The following is an 18,784-nucleotide window of genomic DNA, read 5'->3' on the forward strand; positions in this document are numbered from 1 at the left end:
ATACTGAGCACAATCAAACTTTCACTAAGTCTTGATGCACTCACCTCCCCTGATCACTTTGAAAATATCTCGTCAATTCCACTCCCACACCGATTTGGAACTGCAATCCGTACCGAATCGAGGGCGTGAGCGATGAACTAGGAGATACACCACCATATTCAGAATTCTTCAGGCGCCCCTTGGAGTCTCGTGACTGAGTAGTTCCATAATTCCAGCCCCCTCCCACACCGACGCCGTAAGAAGTCACCGAGGCTTCACCATACACGCCAAAGCCATTAGCACCATCGCACGCAGTATCGGCTGTCGAATCTGGGGCTCCGCCCATAGGATCAAAGGAAGCTCCACCGCCGAGCCCCAACCCTCCGCGAAGGCTAAACGATGTCACCGAAAAGCCCTCGCCGGAGACAACTAGGAATCCGCCCGGGCCAACTGGCCCTAATATTTCTGATGGGATGTAGCCTCCTACAGACAAACTCCAAAGCCCAACCGGATCAATAAGATTCGTTGGCGCAGAGTAAACATATACATACGCTCCACCCCCCCCAGCTAGCCCAATCGGATCACTCTGAGAGTACCGCCCCACTGCCGGGTCATACTCCCGCTGGTAGTTGTAGAACAGCCCACTCGCATCGGTCGCCTGCTGTCCCGGGAAGCGCAGCGCCAGATCAAACACCACGCCATCCCCATCGGGGTCATTGGCCGGTGCCTGGTCGCCAAATACCTCACTCTTGTTGCTCCACTCCCAGATCGCGACATCGCGCACGGGGTCAACCACTACGCGCGGTGTCCCCAGGTGATCGGGCTGGATGTAAGCCTGCTCCGGCACGCCCGTGGCTGGTGTCTGAATCAGCGCCACAGGGTAGTTGTCCAGCCAGACCGCCTGTTGCTGCGCCTGACCGGTGGCCGAATAGTTGCCAACCCACTGCCCGGCTTCATCATAGACCGTGATCTGAGCATCGCCGCCAGCCGGGCTGCGCAGCACGCGTTCGCCGCGGTGGTTGTAACCGTAACTCTCCACTACAGCAGCGCCGTGCTTCACCGCATTCATGCGGTTGGCATCGTTGTAGGCGAACGTCTTGCCGCCAATGCTGGTGGTATTGCCCGCGGCATCCTGGTTGCGCGCCTGACTATCCACGGCAATCAGGCGATGGCTGTCAGACGGATAGGTGTAGCTTGCGGTCCCCGCCGAGGTGGTCAGCGACGTGCGGTTGCCTGTGGCGTCGTAGCCATAGGTTTCGATCGGCGTGCCCGTCGCACCGTCCTGCGTCTGGGTCAGTCGGCCGAGCGTGTCATAGGCGTACTTGGCCAGCATCTCGGAGCCTGCACCGCTCTTCAATTCGGTGATCGAGCCGACGGGATCGTAGCCGTAGCCCAGTGACAGACCGCCTGCCGCGGGGTCATGCACCGCCTGCGGACGGTAATCCAGATCCAGCGGGCGCTGCAGTTGGCGGCCGTTGCCGTAGGTCCAGCCGGTCGCCGGCCCGAAGGCCGCGTAGGTCACGTTGTTGACCACCACCTGCCGGGTCTGTCCCGGGCGAGTCATGCCAATCTGGTTGATCTGCCCTTGGGCGTTGCGCACATAGTCGGCAACGCTTCCGTCCGGGTACGTCAACGCGGCCAAGCGACCGGATTTGCTGTAGGCGTAGCGCAGCGTGCTAGCTAAACCATTGATCGTCTGCACCTTGCGGGTGACCTGGCCGAAGCGGTCATGGCAGTACGCGGTGCTGCCATTGGCGTGCAGCACCTGGCCCAGGCGCCCCTTGGCGAAACTCTCATCATTGGCGCATACCGCTGGTGCGCTGTCGTACTGATAACCCACGTCCAGGCTGGGGTCCGGATACGCGACGCCGACCAGTCGGTTGAGCGCGTCGTAGCTGTAAGCGGCAGTCACGCCGCGCGCATCGGTACGGGTCTTGCGGTTGCCAGCGTCATCAACGGTGAAAGTGGTGTTACCGCTGTCCGGGCTGACCTGCCCGGTCAGATCGCCGAAGCCGTTGTAGGCGTAGGTGGTGTGCAGCCCCTTGGGATCGGTCACCTGGGTGACCTGATCCAACGCGTTGTAGCTGGAGCGGATTTCCGCAGCAACGCCGCCCACGTCCTGCAAGGTCTGCGCCAGCCGGTTCAACGGATCATACTGCTGCTTCGTCACCCGCTGCAGGGCATCGGTGACCGACTGCGGATTGCCATTGGCATCGTAAGTAAAGCCGGTGGCGTTGTTGCCGGCATCCTTCAGCGTGGTCAACTGCCCTAGAGTGTTGTAGACGCGGGCCAGCGTGCGGCGCAGCGTCCCCCCTGCATCGACCGTATTTTCCTGCAGTCGGTTGCCGGCGTTGTCCAGCGTGTAGTGAATGGTGTTGCCGGCACTGTCCGCAATGTCCGTCAGCCGCTGGGCTGCGTCGTAGACATAGGTGACGCTGCTACCGTCGGGCTCGGTGATCCGCTGCACGTGGCCGGTGGGCCAGTAGCTCAGCTGGGTGCTGCGGTCTTCGGCAGTAGTGCCGCCACGCACGGTGATCGACGTCGGCCAGCCACGTGGATGATAGGTGTAGTCGGTCACCACGCCATTGGCATCACGCACTGACAACGGGCGCCCGAAGGCATCGTAGGCTAGGGTCTCAACGGTATGACCCAGCGCACTGGTGATGCTGCGCAGATCGCCCTTGCGGAACGCACAGGTGCCGCTGGTCGCACACCCCGCATCATCAGCGGTGTACCAGGCATAGGTCATGGTATCGGCCACGTCCGTTCGCGGACCGTCGATGCTTCGCAGCAGGCCTATCCGAGGGCAAGTCCCGGCGCCTACATCCGCAGCCTCGCAGTAATTGAATGTTTGGAAACGCGCCTCAAGAGACACCGGATCTAGCGCAGCACTAGTTGATACCTGACCACGCGAGTTGTAAGACCAGCGGACGATGGACACCACCCGCCCCTCCGAATCCAAGACACGACGCTCGATAGGTGAATTTATGGATTCATCCCAATCTATTTGAACGATACGTCGCACAGAGGTCCCGACTGCTTCTTCTACTGAAACGCGATGCGCACCTGCATATGAAAATACATCCACAGCGCCACGACGCCCGGTGCGTTCGAGCAATCGACCTTGGGCGTCGTGCTTCATCAGCTCGCTACCGCGCGAATCCTGGACCGATATGGGTGACCGATAAAATGTGCTATCAAACTTATAGGAAACGACCTCGCCAGATGAGACCTTTACAAAGACGTGCTGATCATCCTTATAGGAAAGATATGTACCCTGCACTTTTCCTTCGACGGTGTGCAGCTCACTTGATGTCACTCGCCCCCACAGGTCGTAGCCGAAGCTGGCATAGCGAGCGCCATCCTCGCCGGTGATGCCAGTCAGCAGATAGGGACTTAGACTTGTGGCCAACCCCTCCTCACCATAATGATAGCGTTTGACCTGACCAGCACCGTAGTCCACAGCCAACAAACTCCCCAGATCGTTCTGAGAATAGACAATATGCGCCCCACCGGGCAGCTCAATTGAATCGAGGCGCCCATTTGCATAGTGAAATCGAACTACTCGCCCAGCACCGTCTGTCAGACTGGCGATACGGAACGCCTCGGATAAACCTGTCACTGGCTCATGCGCCACAACAACGTCGTTGGCAGGATTATTCAAATCCTGAACAACCACCAATCGACCTTTACCATCAAAAATCCGAACGCCGCCAATCCCGTCACGAAGAACATACTTATCACTAGAAACTCGCGTCAGCGTACTCGTCGACATTCCCACACTGTACACGTCGCCAGCCAACCGAGTCAGCTTTGCGTAGTACCCCTCATCGGAAATTATGTACCCGTAAGGAAAATCAAGGCGCGCGCTATAGGTATAGGTCCAACCAAGGGGAAAATCGCGACCAAAACCCACTTGCCGCAACGAATGATAGTAGCGATTAAACAGCTTGCCAGCAAACTCGAAATCCGCTTCAATCCGAGACTTATCACCATTATCAGGGTGGCATGGATATGGATTTGCCGGACACGAAAAAGTTTGCGTTATTTTCCTAACTACAATATGCGGCATGGAGCGGGATGGAGCACATACCGCATTGAGCGAAGGAGTCCGCGATTGCTCACCATAGAAGCCAGCCGGACATATATATGACTGGAACTTTACGAGAGGAACTCCGCCCTGATCAGGCGGCACATCTCCCCAGCCGGAACAGTAGATATCCCACTTCAACTCCTTGCCAGGAGACATAAAATGGACATATCCATAAGGGCCGGGAGGATTCGGCGAGTGTCCCGATGGAGAAGATCCATAACCTCCAGTCACTTCAACATTGCTATATTTGCATTGAGCCGATTCCTTTAAATATTTCGCCTTGTACTGCTCAATCAAATAGGCCTCATTCAAACATAGGAGTTGATGATGAGGGTCGCCATTAGCTAAATTCGCTTCGCATACGGGACTGGAATCTTGCCAGCCAGCAATTCGATAAACAGGCGGAAATAGTGTCTTGGGAGATTGCTTGTCGACGGCATAATCGATCCGCAAGGATTCAGATCCTGCCCCGTAGGGCCGAGCACTCTGTTGACGGAGCAATCCTTGATACTCCGGATACTCCTGCTCCAGCGCCTGCTCCGCCTCATGAAGACTTTTAAAGCACCCCCCTGTTGACGGGCAGTAGTTCTCAAGGGCGGGGGGGGCAGATGGCGGAAGGTCGTTAGCTTGACTCCCAGCGGATGCCCCCAATAGACCAGAAAAAATCAGAACACTGCCAATCGCGCCCAAAGGGCTGGCTTTTCCACGCATCACTATCCCCTGAAGTTCAGATTCACACCAAGGAATACCGATGATGTCTTGCATCCGTCCTTGGAGCCCTAGTCCGTCAGGCTAGGACGATCCAAACTTGGCGACAAGGCCAGAAATCAAAAGTGAGACCAGGGTCCATTCCCGCCGCCCACTTGACCACATCGACTTCCCAGCGGCTTCTCTAAGCCGCCACCGCGCATGTGAAGGCGACGACTCCCTTGTTGACCGAAGTGGGCCGCCGCCAGGCCTTCTCGTGGCTGGACCGGGTGCTACTGGTGGATGCCCCGGAGGCCGTGCAGCACGCCCGGCTGATGCAGCGCGACGGCATCGACGCCGCGCTGGCCGACCAGATGATTGCCGCCCAGGCCAGCCGCGCGCAGCGCTTGGCGCTGGCTGATGACGTGGTCGTCAATGATGGCCATCCGGATGACCTGCAGGCGCAGGTGGAGCGGTTGCATGCTCGATATCTGGGGTTGGCAGTCGGGTAAGCCGGCAGGTCTGCCGGCTCCGACCGAACAGGCATCCACGCACGGCGTGGATCTACTCCAGCTGCTGGCGGGCGTAGCGGGCCAGTTCGCGGGCGGCCAGCAACAGGCCTTCCACTACGTCCGGCGGCAGTTGCTGGCCTGCACTGCCCTGCACCCGTGCCGCTTCAGCGGCGTGCAGCATCTGGATCAACGCATTGAGGCCAGCCAGCGTGCGGCTGAGGCTGGCCAGGGTTACCGCTTGCGACGGGGTGAGACCCGCGCCCTGCCGGGTCTGGCCATCGGCGTTGTCGCGGCCATCCATGCGTGCCATCAGTGCCGGCAGCAGGTCGCTGGGTTCGGCCAGCACGTCTTCGATGCGTTCGGCGATGTCGGCCGGCAACTGGTCGGCGGATTCGCCGACCAGGCGGCGCAGGTTCGGATAGGTGGTGCGTGTGGACATGGCAGTGCTCCTCGCAGACGGCAAGGCCACCCGCAGAAGCGAGGTGGCGGACGGTGCGGGTTGGCGTACCGGAGACCCAACAACTCAACAGCAAGGAAAAAGACTCCAGCGGATTCTGGTGAATCCCCACGCACCGCCCGCCGAAGCAAGAGCATGCGGTGCATTTTCCATGATGGCCTAGGCGCATCAGGAGCTGTTGAATTGTCGGGTTTGTTCGGGACGCCAATCCCGGCCAGGGCGATGACCCCAGCCATGCCATCTCGCCAGCTGCATGCAAAGCGGTCATGAGGCGAAAACGCCATGCGGGCCAACCGTCTGCGGAACCGTGCGGTGTGACACGCGCAGGGCGCGGAGTGCGTCACGCAGGTGTCGTGCGGGGCCAGAAGCGCCGCGCCTTCGCGAAAACTGCATTGGCGCTGCATGCGACATTTCGCGCCGAGTGGGAGATTTCGACGACGGATGGATTCGTGCCGACCAAGGTCGGCACCTACCAAAGCAGCAGCCAGAATGAATTACAACGGCTTCGGCGAGAACGTCAGGGTGGCGATCACGCCGCGGGCGCCGCCCGGGCGCACGCTTACCTGCCAGCCGTACAGGTCGCACAGGCGGCTGACGATCGACAGGCCGATACCGCCGCCCTGCGAATGACCGGCATGGGTGCCGCGATAACCGCGCTGGAACAGCTTGGCGGCATCTTCCTCGCTCAGGCCCGGCCCGCTGTCGGTCACCGATACGGCGTTGGCACCCACATGCACGCGGACTTCGCCATCCTGCGAATACTTCACCGCATTGCCGATCAGGTTGCCCAGCGCCACCGACAACGCCGCTTCGGGGGCGTCGATGACCAGATCGCGTTCGCCATCCAGATGCAGTTCCAGCGGCTTGCCACCCAACTGCGCGCGATGCGCATCCAGCAGCTGTTCGGCCACACGCGCCACATTGCTGCTGCCCTGGCCGCGTTCGTTGCGCGACAGCAGCAACAGCGCGCCGATCAGATCGCTGCACTGTTGCTCGGCACGTTGGATGCGCTGCAGGCGCTGCAGCACCTTCTCGTCCAGGCCCGGGCGGGTCAGCAGCAGCTCGGTAGCGCCACGGATCACCGCCAGCGGCGTACGCAGCTCATGGCTGACGTCCGCATTGAACTCACGGTCGCGCTGCACCACTTCGGTCAGCCGCGAAGAATAGTCATCGAGCGCCTGGGCCAGCTGCCCCACTTCGTCATCGGGGAAGCGCGGCGCCAAGGGTTCGGGGTCGCTGGTGCCGCCACGGTACGCACGCAGGCGCGCGGCCAGATCCGAGACCGGCTTCATCACCTTGGAGGCCGACCACCAACCCAGCACCAACGACAACAGGCTGAACACCAGCACCGACAGGAACAGCGCGCGGTTGAGCTGCTGCCCACCGCGAACGCTGTCGGTCATGTCGTAGGCCAGGAACGCCCAGGCATCAGGGGTCTTGCGCACGGCCAGCTTGTAGGAATAGCGCTCTCCGCGCTCGTCCACACCGCCCATGTTGTACAGGCCGTCCTTGAACTCGTACCAGTCCGGCTCCTCCTCGCGCAGCGCCTCGAACTTGTCCGGCTTGATCAGGCGCGCGCGCATCTGCTGCACCGGCAGGTCGGGGTTGCGGTCCGGGCTTTCGTAGTAACGCCGCACGTACTCGCTGATGTTGCGGTTCATCACGTCTTCCACCAACTGGTTTTCCACCCGCATGCGGGCCCAGTTGGTGGCAAACGCGAACAGTGTCGTCAGGCAGAAGCCCAACAACACGAACGAGACGATGATGCGGCTGCGCAGACGCCGCCGATAAGGCGTGCGCCGGCGCTCCCCCTTGCTTGCCACAGAATCAGGCTTCCGGCGTGGCGATGCGGTATCCGATGCCATGGCGGGTCTGGATCATCGGCACTTCAAAGGGCTTGTCCACCACGGCGCGCAGGCCATGGATGTGCACGCGCAGCGAATCGGAGTCCGGCAGCTCTTCGCCCCAGACACGGGTTTCCAGTTCCTGTCGGGTGACCACGGCCGGGGCCGCTTCCATCAACGCCTGCAGGATCTTCAGTGCGGTCGGGTTGAGCTGCAGCAGCTTGCCCTGGCGACGCACTTCCAGCGTGTCCAGGTTGTATTCCAGGTCACCGGTTTCCAGCACGCGGGTCTGCACGCCCTTGCCGCGACGCGACAGGGCGTTCAGACGTACCTCGACTTCCTGCAGCGCGAACGGCTTGATCAGGTAGTCGTCAGCACCGGAATCAAAGCCGGCCAGTTTGTTGTCCAGCGAATCGCGCGCGGTCAACATCAGCACCGGGGTCTGCTTGCGTGCTTCGTTGCGAAGCTTGCGGCAGACTTCGATACCGTCCATGCCCGGCAGGTTGAGATCCAGGACAATCGCGTCGAACTCGTGCACGACAGCCAGATGCAACCCGGTCACTCCGTCGGCAGCGAAGTCCACGGTGTGGCCCCGGTCCTCCAGGTAGTCGCCCAGATTGGCCGCAATGTCGCTGTTGTCTTCGATTACCAGGATTCTCACTGTCACCTCTAATTGACGAATTTACCGACGCGCTGGGCCTGGCCCATGTCGCGCTGTGCCTTGTCCTTCTGCCGAGCACGCTCGGCGACGGTCATGCATTGCGTGGACGACATGTTGGAACCGATGGCCTTCTCACGTCGGCATATTAGACGACTATCTTCACGCGCCTGTGTCAAAACGGTGTTCACGACCTGCTGATCGTTGAAGACCTCAGTTCGTACCGATTCAGGCATCGCGTCCCTGGTCGGATACTGCTCGGCGGCGGTACGGATGCGAACCAGGGTCTCACGGACCTTGCCCCGCTCTTCCTGACGCAGTTCGGAATAGGTTTCGCCGTCGTTGAGTTCGATCTCGATGCGCTCAATCTGCTGCAGCAGCGGCTTGCCCGGCAGGAACACCTCTTCGGCACTCTTGGCCCCTGCCGAGGCAGCGACCAGGACCAATGCCGAAACCAGAACCGCTGATATCACTGGATGCTTCATGACAAACGAATCCCTGTTTGAGGTGAACGCCGACTGTATGCGGATGCGCGCGCTGCCAGCAAGTGCTGGCCGGCAGGGTGCAGGTGGCCCTAAAGCTTGGAATCCGGATTCAAGTTGCTGTAGGTGCGCTGGTCGTTGAGCAGGGCCTTGCCCTTCTCTTCGATACGGCGCCGTTCGGCCACGGTCAGGCAGCGGCTCTTGGGCATATTGCTGCCCGTGGTGCGCTGGTATGAGCAGATCTGGCGACTGTCGTCGTGGGCGCGCGTCAGGATGCTGTTGACCCGCTCCTGATCGTTGAAAACGTCATTCTGTACCTGCGGCGGCAGCTCCTGGACGGTCTGGCGGTCGCCCAGCCGCTGGGTGATCCGCGCCAGTGCCTGCTGGACCTGACTGCGGTCCTCGGCGGAGATTTCGCTGTAATCGCCCTGCTGCAGGGCTTTTTCGACCTGGCGGACCTGCTCGGCCACCGGGCTCTGGCGGTCCATCTGCACAGCCGCCTTTTCCGGCTTGGCCAGTGCAACGCCAGGCAGGCACAGCAACAGCACGATCATCGTGGTGCGGTACATCGCCAACCTCCCGATCCTTCGGAACGAAGGCCCAACTCTACGAGTGTCCCCGCGCGCCCACAAGGGACCCTTGGCAGGGGGGCATCGAGCATAAAAAAGACCCAGGCGGTGCACCCGCCTGGGCCTGAAGTTGTATCCCGATACCGATCCTGCTGAGAGGCAGAGCTGCGGTTCGTTGAAGGCTACGCCCGGGGCGATTAAAGCGGTGTTAAACCCGCCAACCCTGCCTGAATTAAATTTCAACCCGCTGAAATATCAAGGTTTTTTGATTTTCTCGACATGCGCGATGATGCGTGCGGCCACGTCCACCCCGCAGGCAGCCTCGATCCCTTCCAGACCCGGGGTGGAGTTCACCTCCAACACCAGCGGGCCGCGCTCGGAGCGGATCAGGTCCACGCCACAGACGCCCAACCCCAGCGCCTTGGCCGAACGCACCGCCACCTGCTGCTCGGCCCGGCTGGCCTTGGACGCCACCGCGGTACCGCCGGCATGCAGGTTCGAGCGGAAATCCCCTTCCGGGGCCTGACGCTGCATCGACGCCACCACCTGGTCGCCGACCACGAAGCAGCGCAGGTCGGCGCCCTTGGCCTCGCCGATGAACTCCTGCATCAGGAAGTTGGCATACAGCCCACGCAGGGCTTCGACGATGCCGCGCGAAGCGCTGGCCTTCTCGGTGAGGATCACACCGCGGCCCTGGGTGCCTTCGTTGAGCTTCACCACGTGCGGCGGCGGGCCGAGCATGGACAGCAGGTCGACGGTGTCGTCAGGGTTGTCGCCAAAGACGGTGACCGGCATGTCGATGCCCTTGGCCGCCAGCAGCTGGTGCGCCCGCAGCTTGTCGCGCGAGCGCAGGATCGCGTCGGACGGATTGGGCGTGCGCGCGCCCATCAGTTCGAACTGGCGCAATACGGCGGTGCCATAGCGGGTGACCGAAGCGCCGATGCGCGGGATGACCGCGTCCACGCCAGTCATCGGCCGGCCCTTGTAGTGCATGGAAAAGCCGTCCGCGGCGATGCGCATGTAGCAGCGCAGCGGATCCAGGATGCGTACGGTATGGCCGCGCGCGCGCGCGGCCTCGACCAGCCGACGGGTGGAATACAGCCGGGTATTGCGGGACAGGATGGCGAGCTTCATCGCAGTGGGATCGGTCGGCAGGCGCGCAGCATAGCGTGGCGACGTTGCGTCTGGATGATGCTGTTCGGTCCACGCGCGGCAGTGGCTGCCCAGCTCAATCGGGGCCTGGCAGCGCCAACGGATAAGTGCGCGCCGCTTCGCCCAGCGCCGCGATGCAGGCCATCTGGATCGCCGATCCACTGAAGGCCTCCTGATAGATCTGCCCGATCAACTGCGCCGCCTGCGGGCCACCGGCGCGCCCGAGTGCTCGAACCGCTTCAACCTGTTTGGCCGAGCCGATGCCAGCGGAAAGAAAGATCCGATGCAGCGCGGTGACGACGTCATCCCTGCGATCCATGCCTGCGTACTCCCTGAAATGAGAGCAATACGCTAGCGAAGACCGCAGCGGTCGGACATGCGGATTGTTTGAATCTGTACGCCGTGCGCAAACGAAAAACCCCGGAAACGACAATGCCGCTTCCGGGGCCTGGATTCAGGAGCGGGCGAAGGGAATCGAATCCCAACCCGCCCAACCGAAGCGGTAGGGTCCATGGTGGTCAACCAAATCTATTCTCTTCCTCGCTGCCGGGGAGAAGCATCACCGGAAACAGAACGAACACCCCTAGAGGAACCAACGCAATCACAACGAACCACCCAGACTCATCAATGTCGTGCAGTCTTCGAACGGTCAGTGCGAGCATTGGCAGAGGGAAAAGTATGAGTGCAACCAACGCTACCACCCGTCCCGCATCCCCGAGACGCGAGGACAGTTCCCAGCTGTGCAGATCGGTGCCGATCAGCCAGTAGCCGGCATTGTCCAAGCTATAGCTGAGCGCCGCGACGAGAGCAGCAAGCAGAAAGAACGACCAGAATTCTGTCCGGTTGGATCGCCCTGAAAAATCGAAGCACCGTCTGATTGGCAAAAGTGCAGCGATCATTCGCGCTCCGGACAACGGATGATGAAAACCCCTAGCTAACGATCTTTTAGCATCTCCAAACCAAGCAACAACTGAACTATCGGTTCGACAGGAACCGGAAGGTCGAAGGAGGAGCGAAGGGGATTTTCAATTCCGCGATCTCCACGCCGAGACGGCGCAGACAGGGCCTGTTTGGCAATCGACATTCGCGAGGTGCCGGCCCGGCTGGGGCATTGACCGGTCACCACGACCGGGATCCACGTCCAGAAGAAAAGACACTCCAAAGCCACTTCGACGCAGCGAATTGCGGAGCGGTCCGGATATCGCGGAGTGGTTGGAGAAGCCGCGGACCTTTGGGAGACATGGAGCGGGCGAAGGGAATCGAACCCTCGTCAGTAGCTTGGGAAGCTACAGCTCTACCATTGAGCTACGCCCGCGTTGCCCGACAAGTCTATGCGGGGCACGTGTTCAAACGCAACGGGCAGGCCCTTGCAGCCTGCCCGTCGAGTAGACGGCAAGCCCGCAGGCCTGCCGTCGTGTGCATCAGAAGCTGCCGCTGAAGCTGGCAAACAACGTCGCGTCCTGCGCACGCTTCTGCAGGGTGGTGGCGCTCAGGCCGATGTTGCTCTGCAGGCCGAACAGTTCCATGCGCGCGCCCAGGATGGCGGTCGCATAGTTCTTGTCGAAGTCCATGCCCGGCACGCGGTACATGCCCACGTCCGGCAGGCTCTGCACCCAGGCGCTGGCCTGCTTGGTGTCTTCGAACTCGTGGTCGTAGGTCACCTGCACGTACGGCTTGACGGTGCCGCCGTCGAAGCGGGCCTGCCAACCGATACGGCCCACGGTGGAATCGACATCCTGCTTGCCGTAACCCAGCGCGGTGGCGAGGGTGCCGGCATCGGCGCTTTCGGTGTAACCGTCGATCTTGACCTGCTGCCAGATCACCGAGGCGATCGGGCCGTGGCGGAAACCGCCCTCGGTGCCGAACTCGTAACCGGCGTTCAGGGCGGCGGTCAGGTTGCTGCCGTCCGGCGAGCCGCTGTGCTCACGGGTTGCCGGGCCGAGCTGGACCTTGCGGTTCACGTCATAGGACAGCCAGGTGTAGCTGACCTGGCCATTGACCCAGATGCGGTCGCCGTACCAGCCAGCGAACAGACCTGCGGTAGTGTCCTTCTGGGTGAAGTCGCCACGGCTGTTGCCGAAGTCGGCATTCAGACGGCCAAAGCCGGCGAAGCCGCCGAAGACCATGCCGTCACGCGCCCAGTCGATACCGAACAGGCCGGCCGGGGCCAGACCGTCGTACAGATCGGCGTGGTCATAGCGCTGCATGTCGCCGCGCACGCCGCCCCACCACGACAGGCCGTCAGCCGGGCGACCCGCCTGGTGCAGGCTGACCTGGTCGGCACGCGAGCGGCCGATGGTCTGTGCCGAATGGCTCAGCACCTGCTGCAGGCGCGGACCTTCGAGGATCGACACCGCGTACTGGCCCAGCAGCGCATGGCCGGCAGTGGTCGGGTGCACGCCGTCGGCGAACAGATAGGCGGTGGCCGCATCCGGGCTGACGTAGCTGGTCGGGTTGCAGGTGAGGATGCTGGTGGTGGTGTCAGCAGGGTTGATCCTGCAACCGGTGTCGGTGACGTTGCGGAAGCCGTACATGGCCGGGTTGGCCGCCACTTCACGCAGCACGGTGAAGGTATCGAGCGGGATGAACTCGATGCCGGCCTGCTTCAGGCCGCCATACAGGGCCTTGTTGTAGCCAGCCGCCAGCGCGGTGGCCTGCGCGGCACCGGCCGGACCCAGCGAGCGGAACTGCGGGGCAATGCCGACGTCGGGCAGGTTGGGGACGAGCACGTACTCGGCACCGGCCTGCTTGAGGGCGCCCACCAGGGCCACCTGGTCGGTGACGGCCGCGCCGATGATGGCCTGCGCCTGGGCCGGCGCACGCGCTGCGGCGAACAGGTCGTTGGCACCGCCCCAGACCGTGTACAGGGCATTGGCGTCAGCCTTGCCGCCGTTGGCGGCCAGATAACGGGCCGTCTGGCTCTTCAGCGATGGGATGGTGCCCAGGGCACTAGCCACGTCGACGCCGACACGGGCACCGCCGACAGCGTAGTTGTCGCCGTTCTGGCCGTTGCCGTTGGCAGCGCCATTGAGGCCGTAGTAGTTGGCCACCTGCTGCGACCACACCCAGCCCGGGTTGGTGGTGAACTGGCCCGTGACCGGGCGCACGTCGGCCGGCAGCAGCGGACGGAAGTAGCCAGCGTCGGTCAGGCTGTCGCCGAAGAAGACCGCGTGGCTGTAGGGGGATTCGCCTGCCATGGCCGGCAGCGCGGCCAGCGCGATCGCGGCCGCCATGAGGGAGCGGATCGGGCGTTTGCTGAGCAGCATGTAAAAACTCCTGTGGGGATATCGTTGAGGATCCGACGCACGTACGCCGGCGCACGGTGAATGGTTTCACTGCGCCGCCAATTGCTCACGCTGCGCCGCCGCATGGATTGTCGCCCGAGCCAGGCCTGGTGGGCTTTGCCGGTGCGGGCGTAGCGCGCAACTTGCAACGGTTCCGATGCGAACCGGCGATCAGCGACAATGGCCGCATGAACATCCAGCTCAATGGCGAACCCCGCACCCTGCCCGCTTCGGCGACCCTCCTGGACCTGCTCGCGGCCGAGCAGCTGCTGCAGCGCCGGGTGGCGGTGGAGGTCAACGGCGAGATCGTCAGCCGCAGCCGTCATGCCGAGCATGTACTGGCCGAGGGCGATGTGGTGGAGATCGTGCATGCGCTGGGCGGTGGTTGAAGCAAAGCCCGCGCCCTGCGGACAGCGGGGGTCAGAGCCCTTTGCCTGTGGCAAAAGGATCCGACCCCGCCTTCTGCGACGACCCCATCTTCAGGCGGATAAGCGATAATCGCGCCATGAACGCTCATGTCTCCCCCGATTCGCTGGTGATCGCCGGCAAGACCTACAGCTCGCGGCTGCTCACCGGCACCGGCAAGTTCAAGGATCTGGAAGAAACCCGCCTGGCCACCGAGGCCGCAGGCGCCCGGATCGTCACCGTGGCCATCCGCCGCACCAACATCGGCCAGAACCCGGGCGAACCGAATCTGCTCGACGTGCTGCCGCCGGACCGTTACACCATCCTGCCCAATACCGCCGGCTGCTACACCGCCGAGGATGCCGTGCGCACCTGCCGCCTGGCCCGTGAACTGCTGGACGGCCACAACCTGACCAAGCTGGAAGTGCTGGGCGACCAGAAGTCGCTGTACCCGGACGTGGTGCAGACCCTCAAGGCCGCCGAACAGCTGGTCAAGGACGGTTTCGAGGTGATGGTCTATACCTCCGACGACCCGATCCTGGCCAAGCGCCTGGAAGAGATCGGCTGCGCTGCGGTGATGCCGCTGGCCGCGCCGATCGGCTCGGGCCTGGGCATCCAGAACAAGTACAACCTGCTGCAGATCATCGAAGACGCCAAGGTGCCGATCATCGTCGACGCCGGCGTGGGCACCGCTTCGGACGCGGCGATCGCGATGGAGCTGGGCTGCGACGGCGTGCTGATGAACACCGCCATCGCCGGTGCGCGCCACCCGGTGCTGATGGCCAGCGCGATGCGCAAGGCCGTGGAAGCAGGCCGCGAGGCATACCTGGCCGGCCGCATTCCGCGCAAGCGCTACGCCAGTGCGTCCTCGCCGATCGATGGGTTGATCGGCTGATGACCAATCCATTCGACAGCGCCGGTTCGAAGGCGCCGCCCAAGCCGTTCACGGTCAACGAAGGCCGCCGTGAAGTGCGCAGCTTCGTGCTGCGCCAAGGTCGTTTCACCCCCGCCCAGCAGCGCGCGTTCGACGAGCGCTGGCCGCGTTTCGGCCTGGATTTCAGTGGTGAACCGCGTGATCTGGATGCCACCTTCGGCCGCGATGCACGCAAGGTGCTGGAAATCGGCTTCGGCAACGGTGCCGCGCTGCGCTTTGCCGCACAGCACGACCCGAGCCGCGACTACATCGGCCTGGAAGTGCACGCGCCCGGCGTCGGCCGCCTGCTGAACGCGCTGGCCGACGACAACGCCGACCACGTGCGCCTGTACCACCACGACGCGGTGGAAGTGCTGGAAAAGGAAATCGCCGATGGCGCACTGGACGAAGTGCGCATCTATTTCCCCGACCCGTGGCACAAGAAGCGCCACAACAAGCGTCGCCTGATCCAGCCGGGCTTTGCCGAGCTGCTGGTGCGCAAACTGCGCTCCGGTGGCCGTCTGCACTGCGCCACCGACTGGGAAGATTACGCCGAGCAGATGTGGGACGTGCTGGATGCCACCCCCGGCCTGGTCAACCGTGCCGGCCCGCGTGGCAGCGTGCCGCGCCCGGACTGGCGCCCGCAGACCCACTTCGAGACCCGCGGCCAGAAGCTCGGCCATGGTGTCTGGGACCTGTTGTACGACCGCACCTGATGAACGCCTGAGGACGCCGCGCCCCACATGGATACCGCGCTGACGCTGACCACTGACATGAAGCTCGTGCTCGGGCTGGTCGGCTTCACAATGGCGATGTTCCTGTTCGAGCGCATCCGCGCCGACGTGGTCGCGTTGGTGGTGCTGGTGGTGCTGGGCGTGACCGGCCTGATCGCGCCGGAGGAGATCTTCGGCGGTTTCTCCGGCAACGCGGTGATGAGCATCATCGCCACCACCATCCTCGGCGCCGGCCTGGACCGCACCGGTGCGCTGAACCGCCTTGCGGCCTGGCTGCTGCGGCGAGGCCACGGTGTGGAGCAGCGGCTGCTGATGATGACCACGGCCATCGCCGGCCTGAACTCGTCCTTCATGCAGAACCCATCGGTGATGGCGCTGTACCTGCCGGTCGCCTCGCGCCTGGCCGCGCGCACCGGGCTGACCATGCAGCGCCTGCTGCTGCCGATCTCGGCGGCGATCGTGATGGGTGGCGCGCTGACCATGGTCGGCAACTCGCCGCTGATCCTGCTGAACGATCTGCTGGCCTCGGCCAACAACAACCTGCCCTCCGGCCTGGCCACCATCGAGCCGCTGCGCATGTTCGCGCCGCTGCCGATCGGCATCGCCCTGCTGATCGCCTCGCTGCTGTATTTCCGCTATTACGGCGACCGCAAGCTGGTGGAAGAGGAAAGCCTGGTCAACGACGGCACCACGCCGGCCCGCACCGAGAGCTACTTCGCCAAGACCTACGGTATCGAAGGGGATGTGTTCGAGCTGGTGGTCACCGCCGAGAGTCCGCTGGTCGGCATGACCCTGGGCGAAGCGGAGAACCTGCATGATTCACCCCTGCTGCTGGCGCTGAAGACCGGCAATGACACCCGCCTGGCGCCGCCAGCGGAAATGCGCATCTGGGTGGGCAGCGTGCTGGGGGCGATGGGCCCGCGCGAGCAGATCCACGATTTCGCGCAGAACCAGTTCCTGCGCATGTCCTCGCGCCTGAAACACCTGGGCGACCTGTTCAATCCCAGCCGCGCCGGCATTTCCGAAGCAGTGGTGCCGCCGACCTCGAACGTGATCGGCAAGAGCGCGGCCGACCTGCGCCTGCGCAAGGAACGCGGCATCAGCCTGCTGGCGATCAACCGCGACAAGCAGGTGATCCGCGAGGATGTGCGCGATGTGCAGCTGCGCGCCGGCGACATGCTGGTCTTCCACAGCATCTGGACCGACCTGGCGCAGGCCGCCAAGAGCCGCGACTTCGTGGTGGTCACCGACTACCCGACCGGCGAGCAGCGCCCGCACAAGTTCAAGATCGCCATGGCGATCTTCGCCCTGACCATCCTGATCGCGCTGACCAGCAAGCTGCCGGTGGCGCTGACCCTGATGACCGGCGTGGCCGGCATGCTGTTGACCGGCGTGCTGCGCATGGACGAGGCCTATGCCTCGATCAACTGGAAGACGGTGTTCATGATGGCCGGGCTGATTCCGCTTGGCTGGGCGATGGATTCCAGCGGCGCCGCGGCGTGGGTGGCCGGCCATACCATCGACAAGCTGCCCACCGGCATTCCGATCTGGGTGCTGGAACTGGCGCTGGCGCTGCTGACCACGGTGTTTTCGCTGGTGATCAGCCATGTGGGGGCGACGATCGTGATGGTGCCAATCGCGGTGAACCTGGCGCTGGCGGCAGGCGGTAACCCGACCGCGTTCGCGCTGATCGTGGCGCTGTCGGCGTCCAACAACCTGATGACGGCGTCGAACCCGGTGATTTCGATGATCACCGGCCCGGCCAACTACACCCCGCGCGAGATGTGGCGGGTTGGCGGCCCGCTGTCGCTGATCTATACGTGCGTGGTGGTGGTGATGATCAACCTGATGTTCTGAGGGTGGGGGTTTGTTGGCAGGGCTGCGCCCTGCACCCGCAGAGGCAACGGCAACGGCAACAGCCGGAGCAACAGCAAAAGCTGGCTATCCGTGGGATGGCGGGGTGGGCCCGGTGGCGGGGGACGCCGCAAGTACGTCCCTGTAGGCTTGGCCGTGGCATCCATGCCGCGGACACCCCCGCAACCGGACCCACCCCGCCTTCGACAAATCGCCGCAATCTGCAGTAGATCCACGCCATGCGTGGATGGATCTCTGGATACCTGTTGATCTATTGGGTGCGGACTGTTGGCTTGGTGGGTGCGGACCGTTGGTCCGCACACCGATGCATCAGGCCAGGTAGACCTGCCCGTCGCGGACGTCCACCGGCACGGCGCGCAGGCGGTCGCCCTTGCAGGGGCCGGCGATGCAGTCGCCGCTGTCCAGCGCGAACGAGGCGCCGTGGGCGGCGCAGACCAGATGGCCTTCGCGGCTCTTCAGGAACTGGCCCGGTGCCCAGTCCAGGCGGCGGCCCGCGTGCGGGCAGATGTTCAGGAACGCGCGCACCTGCTCACCGTCGCGGTACAGCAGCAGCGACTCGGCATCGCCATCGACCACCGCTTCAACCTCGGCAAACGCACCATCGGCAATGGCATCAAGGGTGATCAGGGCGACAGCGGCAGTCATGGCGAAGGCTCGGACGGAATCGCGCATTGTCGCATGCCTGGTCATGTGACTAGCTGCGACATGAACACAAGTCATTGATCCGTAATAAGCCAAGGCTATATTTAACGAGTTTTTCACTCAATGACAGTGGCAGCTGCCGATACTCATGGCTCGCTGATTTCCAGCCTATCGAGCCACCATGTTCAATCGCGATTTCGCCTTCAACCAGTTCCGCACCCTGTTTGCCCCGCGCAAGCCGCGTCATCCGCTGGTGCGCGTTGCCGTGGGCCTGCTCGGCCTGGCGATCCTGGCCGCGATGGTGTTCATCGGCGTATTCGTCGGTGCGGCCATGATCCTAGTGGGCCTGGCGTGGAAGCTGCTGGCTTCGCGCAAGCCCGGCCCGAGCCGCCCGGCCGACCCGAACGTGGTCGAGGGCGAGTACCACGTGGTGCGCAAGTCGGCGCTGCCGGCCTCGCGCTGATCGACGCTGCCCGCTGACGGCGGGCCTTGCTGCGT

At 63.1% G+C, this 18,784-nt stretch carries 16 protein-coding genes, 1 tRNA gene and 1 pseudogene; 6 read left to right on the top strand and 12 right to left on the bottom strand.

The features are described from left to right. Positions 1 to 40 precede the first annotated feature (40 nt). Positions 41 to 4,837, bottom strand: coding sequence for an RHS repeat-associated core domain-containing protein (locus AC27VL_RS11070; protein WP_488766424.1), 4,797 nt, complete (start codon positions 4,835 to 4,837; stop codon positions 41 to 43). 152 nt (positions 4,838 to 4,989) lie between these two features. On the opposite strand from AC27VL_RS11070, the pseudogene AC27VL_RS11075 reads away from it, so the two are divergent. Continuing rightward, a pseudogene (locus tag AC27VL_RS11075) lies at positions 4,990 to 5,271 on the top strand (dephospho-CoA kinase); the annotation flags it as partial. A gap of 52 nt (positions 5,272 to 5,323) precedes the next feature. Here AC27VL_RS11075 and AC27VL_RS11080 read toward each other — a convergent pair. The 10 genes from AC27VL_RS11080 to AC27VL_RS11125 all read right to left on the bottom strand — a co-directional run bounded on the left by AC27VL_RS11080 (position 5,324) and on the right by AC27VL_RS11125 (position 13,699). Beyond that, positions 5,324 to 5,710, bottom strand: a complete 387-nt coding sequence (locus tag AC27VL_RS11080) for a hypothetical protein (protein WP_191078250.1) — start codon at positions 5,708 to 5,710, stop codon at positions 5,324 to 5,326. A 512-nt stretch (positions 5,711 to 6,222) separates the two neighbouring features. Further along, complete coding sequence (locus AC27VL_RS11085) at positions 6,223 to 7,593, bottom strand: sensor histidine kinase (RefSeq protein ID WP_100460170.1); 1,371 nt, start codon at positions 7,591 to 7,593, stop codon at positions 6,223 to 6,225. Beyond that, positions 7,556 to 8,233 carry a response regulator transcription factor gene (locus AC27VL_RS11090; RefSeq protein ID WP_025874286.1) on the bottom strand — a complete coding sequence of 226 codons (678 nt, stop codon included), beginning with the start codon at positions 8,231 to 8,233 and terminating at the stop codon, positions 7,556 to 7,558. The genes AC27VL_RS11085 and AC27VL_RS11090 overlap by 38 nt, the downstream gene beginning before the upstream one ends. Before the next feature lie 8 nt (positions 8,234 to 8,241). Continuing rightward, on the bottom strand, positions 8,242 to 8,715 hold the full coding sequence (locus tag AC27VL_RS11095; RefSeq protein ID WP_191078251.1) for a hypothetical protein: 474 nt from the start codon (positions 8,713 to 8,715) through the stop codon (positions 8,242 to 8,244). Between the two features lie 89 nt (positions 8,716 to 8,804). After that, positions 8,805 to 9,281, bottom strand: coding sequence for a hypothetical protein (locus AC27VL_RS11100; protein WP_488766427.1), 477 nt, complete (start codon positions 9,279 to 9,281; stop codon positions 8,805 to 8,807). Positions 9,282 to 9,536: 255 nt separating this feature from the next. Next, on the bottom strand, positions 9,537 to 10,415 hold the full coding sequence (gene rimK, locus AC27VL_RS11105; protein ID WP_100553389.1) for a 30S ribosomal protein S6--L-glutamate ligase: 879 nt from the start codon (positions 10,413 to 10,415) through the stop codon (positions 9,537 to 9,539). Positions 10,416 to 10,509: 94 nt separating this feature from the next. Next, positions 10,510 to 10,752 (bottom strand): hypothetical protein, encoded by a 243-nt coding sequence (locus AC27VL_RS11110; RefSeq protein WP_180165749.1) that lies wholly within the window; start codon positions 10,750 to 10,752, stop codon positions 10,510 to 10,512. A gap of 199 nt (positions 10,753 to 10,951) precedes the next feature. Then, positions 10,952 to 11,332, bottom strand: coding sequence for a DUF805 domain-containing protein (locus AC27VL_RS11115; protein ID WP_191078252.1), 381 nt, complete (start codon positions 11,330 to 11,332; stop codon positions 10,952 to 10,954). Positions 11,333 to 11,674: 342 nt separating this feature from the next. After that, positions 11,675 to 11,748: transfer RNA gene (locus AC27VL_RS11120), tRNA-Gly, on the bottom strand. A 106-nt stretch (positions 11,749 to 11,854) separates the two neighbouring features. Then, the gene (locus AC27VL_RS11125; protein ID WP_100460181.1) at positions 11,855 to 13,699 is read right to left on the bottom strand and encodes an autotransporter outer membrane beta-barrel domain-containing protein; all 1,845 of its coding nucleotides are present in this window, start codon (positions 13,697 to 13,699) and stop codon (positions 11,855 to 11,857) included. A gap of 206 nt (positions 13,700 to 13,905) precedes the next feature. Here AC27VL_RS11125 and thiS point away from each other — a divergent pair, with 206 nt between their 5' ends. The 4 genes from thiS (at position 13,906) to AC27VL_RS11145 (ending at position 17,626) form a co-directional block, all read left to right on the top strand. Next, on the top strand, positions 13,906 to 14,106 hold the full coding sequence (thiS, locus tag AC27VL_RS11130) for a sulfur carrier protein ThiS (protein ID WP_025874279.1): 201 nt from the start codon (positions 13,906 to 13,908) through the stop codon (positions 14,104 to 14,106). Positions 14,107 to 14,222: 116 nt separating this feature from the next. After that, the gene (locus AC27VL_RS11135; RefSeq protein WP_100553408.1) at positions 14,223 to 15,017 is read left to right on the top strand and encodes a thiazole synthase; all 795 of its coding nucleotides are present in this window, start codon (positions 14,223 to 14,225) and stop codon (positions 15,015 to 15,017) included. Further along, positions 15,017 to 15,751 (top strand): tRNA (guanosine(46)-N7)-methyltransferase TrmB, encoded by a 735-nt coding sequence (gene trmB / locus AC27VL_RS11140; RefSeq protein WP_089236613.1) that lies wholly within the window; start codon positions 15,017 to 15,019, stop codon positions 15,749 to 15,751. Before AC27VL_RS11135 ends, trmB begins: the two co-directional genes overlap by 1 nt. A 27-nt stretch (positions 15,752 to 15,778) precedes the next feature. Next, positions 15,779 to 17,626 carry an SLC13 family permease gene (locus tag AC27VL_RS11145; RefSeq protein WP_089236614.1) on the top strand — a complete coding sequence of 616 codons (1,848 nt, stop codon included), beginning with the start codon at positions 15,779 to 15,781 and terminating at the stop codon, positions 17,624 to 17,626. Positions 17,627 to 17,953: 327 nt separating this feature from the next. On the opposite strand, the gene AC27VL_RS11150 is transcribed toward AC27VL_RS11145, so the two are convergent. Next, positions 17,954 to 18,289: a Rieske (2Fe-2S) protein gene (locus AC27VL_RS11150; RefSeq protein WP_049469607.1), complete on the bottom strand. Its 336-nt coding sequence runs from the start codon at positions 18,287 to 18,289 to the stop codon at positions 17,954 to 17,956. A 178-nt stretch (positions 18,290 to 18,467) separates the two neighbouring features. Here AC27VL_RS11150 and AC27VL_RS11155 point away from each other — a divergent pair, with 178 nt between their 5' ends. After that, the gene (locus tag AC27VL_RS11155) at positions 18,468 to 18,749 is read left to right on the top strand and encodes a hypothetical protein (RefSeq protein ID WP_089236615.1); all 282 of its coding nucleotides are present in this window, start codon (positions 18,468 to 18,470) and stop codon (positions 18,747 to 18,749) included. The last annotated feature ends 35 nt before the right edge of the window (positions 18,750 to 18,784 follow it).

The sequence above is a fragment of the Stenotrophomonas sp. 14P6.2.3 genome, assembly GCF_057799055.1.

What these genes read in the sequence shown, in the direction of transcription:
- AC27VL_RS11070 (WP_488766424.1), bottom strand. Translation starts at nt 4,837, where the DNA reads ATGCAAGACATCATCGGTATTCCTTGGTGTGAATCTGAACTTCAGGGG.
- AC27VL_RS11080 (WP_191078250.1), bottom strand. Translation starts at nt 5,710, where the DNA reads ATGTCCACACGCACCACCTATCCGAACCTGCGCCGCCTGGTCGGCGAA.
- AC27VL_RS11085 (WP_100460170.1), bottom strand. Translation starts at nt 7,593, where the DNA reads ATGGCATCGGATACCGCATCGCCACGCCGGAAGCCTGATTCTGTGGCA.
- AC27VL_RS11095 (WP_191078251.1), bottom strand. Translation starts at nt 8,715, where the DNA reads ATGAAGCATCCAGTGATATCAGCGGTTCTGGTTTCGGCATTGGTCCTG.
- AC27VL_RS11100 (WP_488766427.1), bottom strand. Translation starts at nt 9,281, where the DNA reads ATGTACCGCACCACGATGATCGTGCTGTTGCTGTGCCTGCCTGGCGTT.
- rimK (WP_100553389.1), bottom strand. Translation starts at nt 10,415, where the DNA reads ATGAAGCTCGCCATCCTGTCCCGCAATACCCGGCTGTATTCCACCCGT.
- AC27VL_RS11110 (WP_180165749.1), bottom strand. Translation starts at nt 10,752, where the DNA reads ATGGATCGCAGGGATGACGTCGTCACCGCGCTGCATCGGATCTTTCTT.
- AC27VL_RS11115 (WP_191078252.1), bottom strand. Translation starts at nt 11,332, where the DNA reads ATGATCGCTGCACTTTTGCCAATCAGACGGTGCTTCGATTTTTCAGGG.
- AC27VL_RS11125 (WP_100460181.1), bottom strand. Translation starts at nt 13,699, where the DNA reads ATGCTGCTCAGCAAACGCCCGATCCGCTCCCTCATGGCGGCCGCGATC.
- thiS (WP_025874279.1), top strand. Translation starts at nt 13,906, where the DNA reads ATGAACATCCAGCTCAATGGCGAACCCCGCACCCTGCCCGCTTCGGCG.
- AC27VL_RS11135 (WP_100553408.1), top strand. Translation starts at nt 14,223, where the DNA reads ATGAACGCTCATGTCTCCCCCGATTCGCTGGTGATCGCCGGCAAGACC.
- trmB (WP_089236613.1), top strand. Translation starts at nt 15,017, where the DNA reads ATGACCAATCCATTCGACAGCGCCGGTTCGAAGGCGCCGCCCAAGCCG.
- AC27VL_RS11145 (WP_089236614.1), top strand. Translation starts at nt 15,779, where the DNA reads ATGGATACCGCGCTGACGCTGACCACTGACATGAAGCTCGTGCTCGGG.
- AC27VL_RS11150 (WP_049469607.1), bottom strand. Translation starts at nt 18,289, where the DNA reads ATGACTGCCGCTGTCGCCCTGATCACCCTTGATGCCATTGCCGATGGT.
- AC27VL_RS11155 (WP_089236615.1), top strand. Translation starts at nt 18,468, where the DNA reads ATGTTCAATCGCGATTTCGCCTTCAACCAGTTCCGCACCCTGTTTGCC.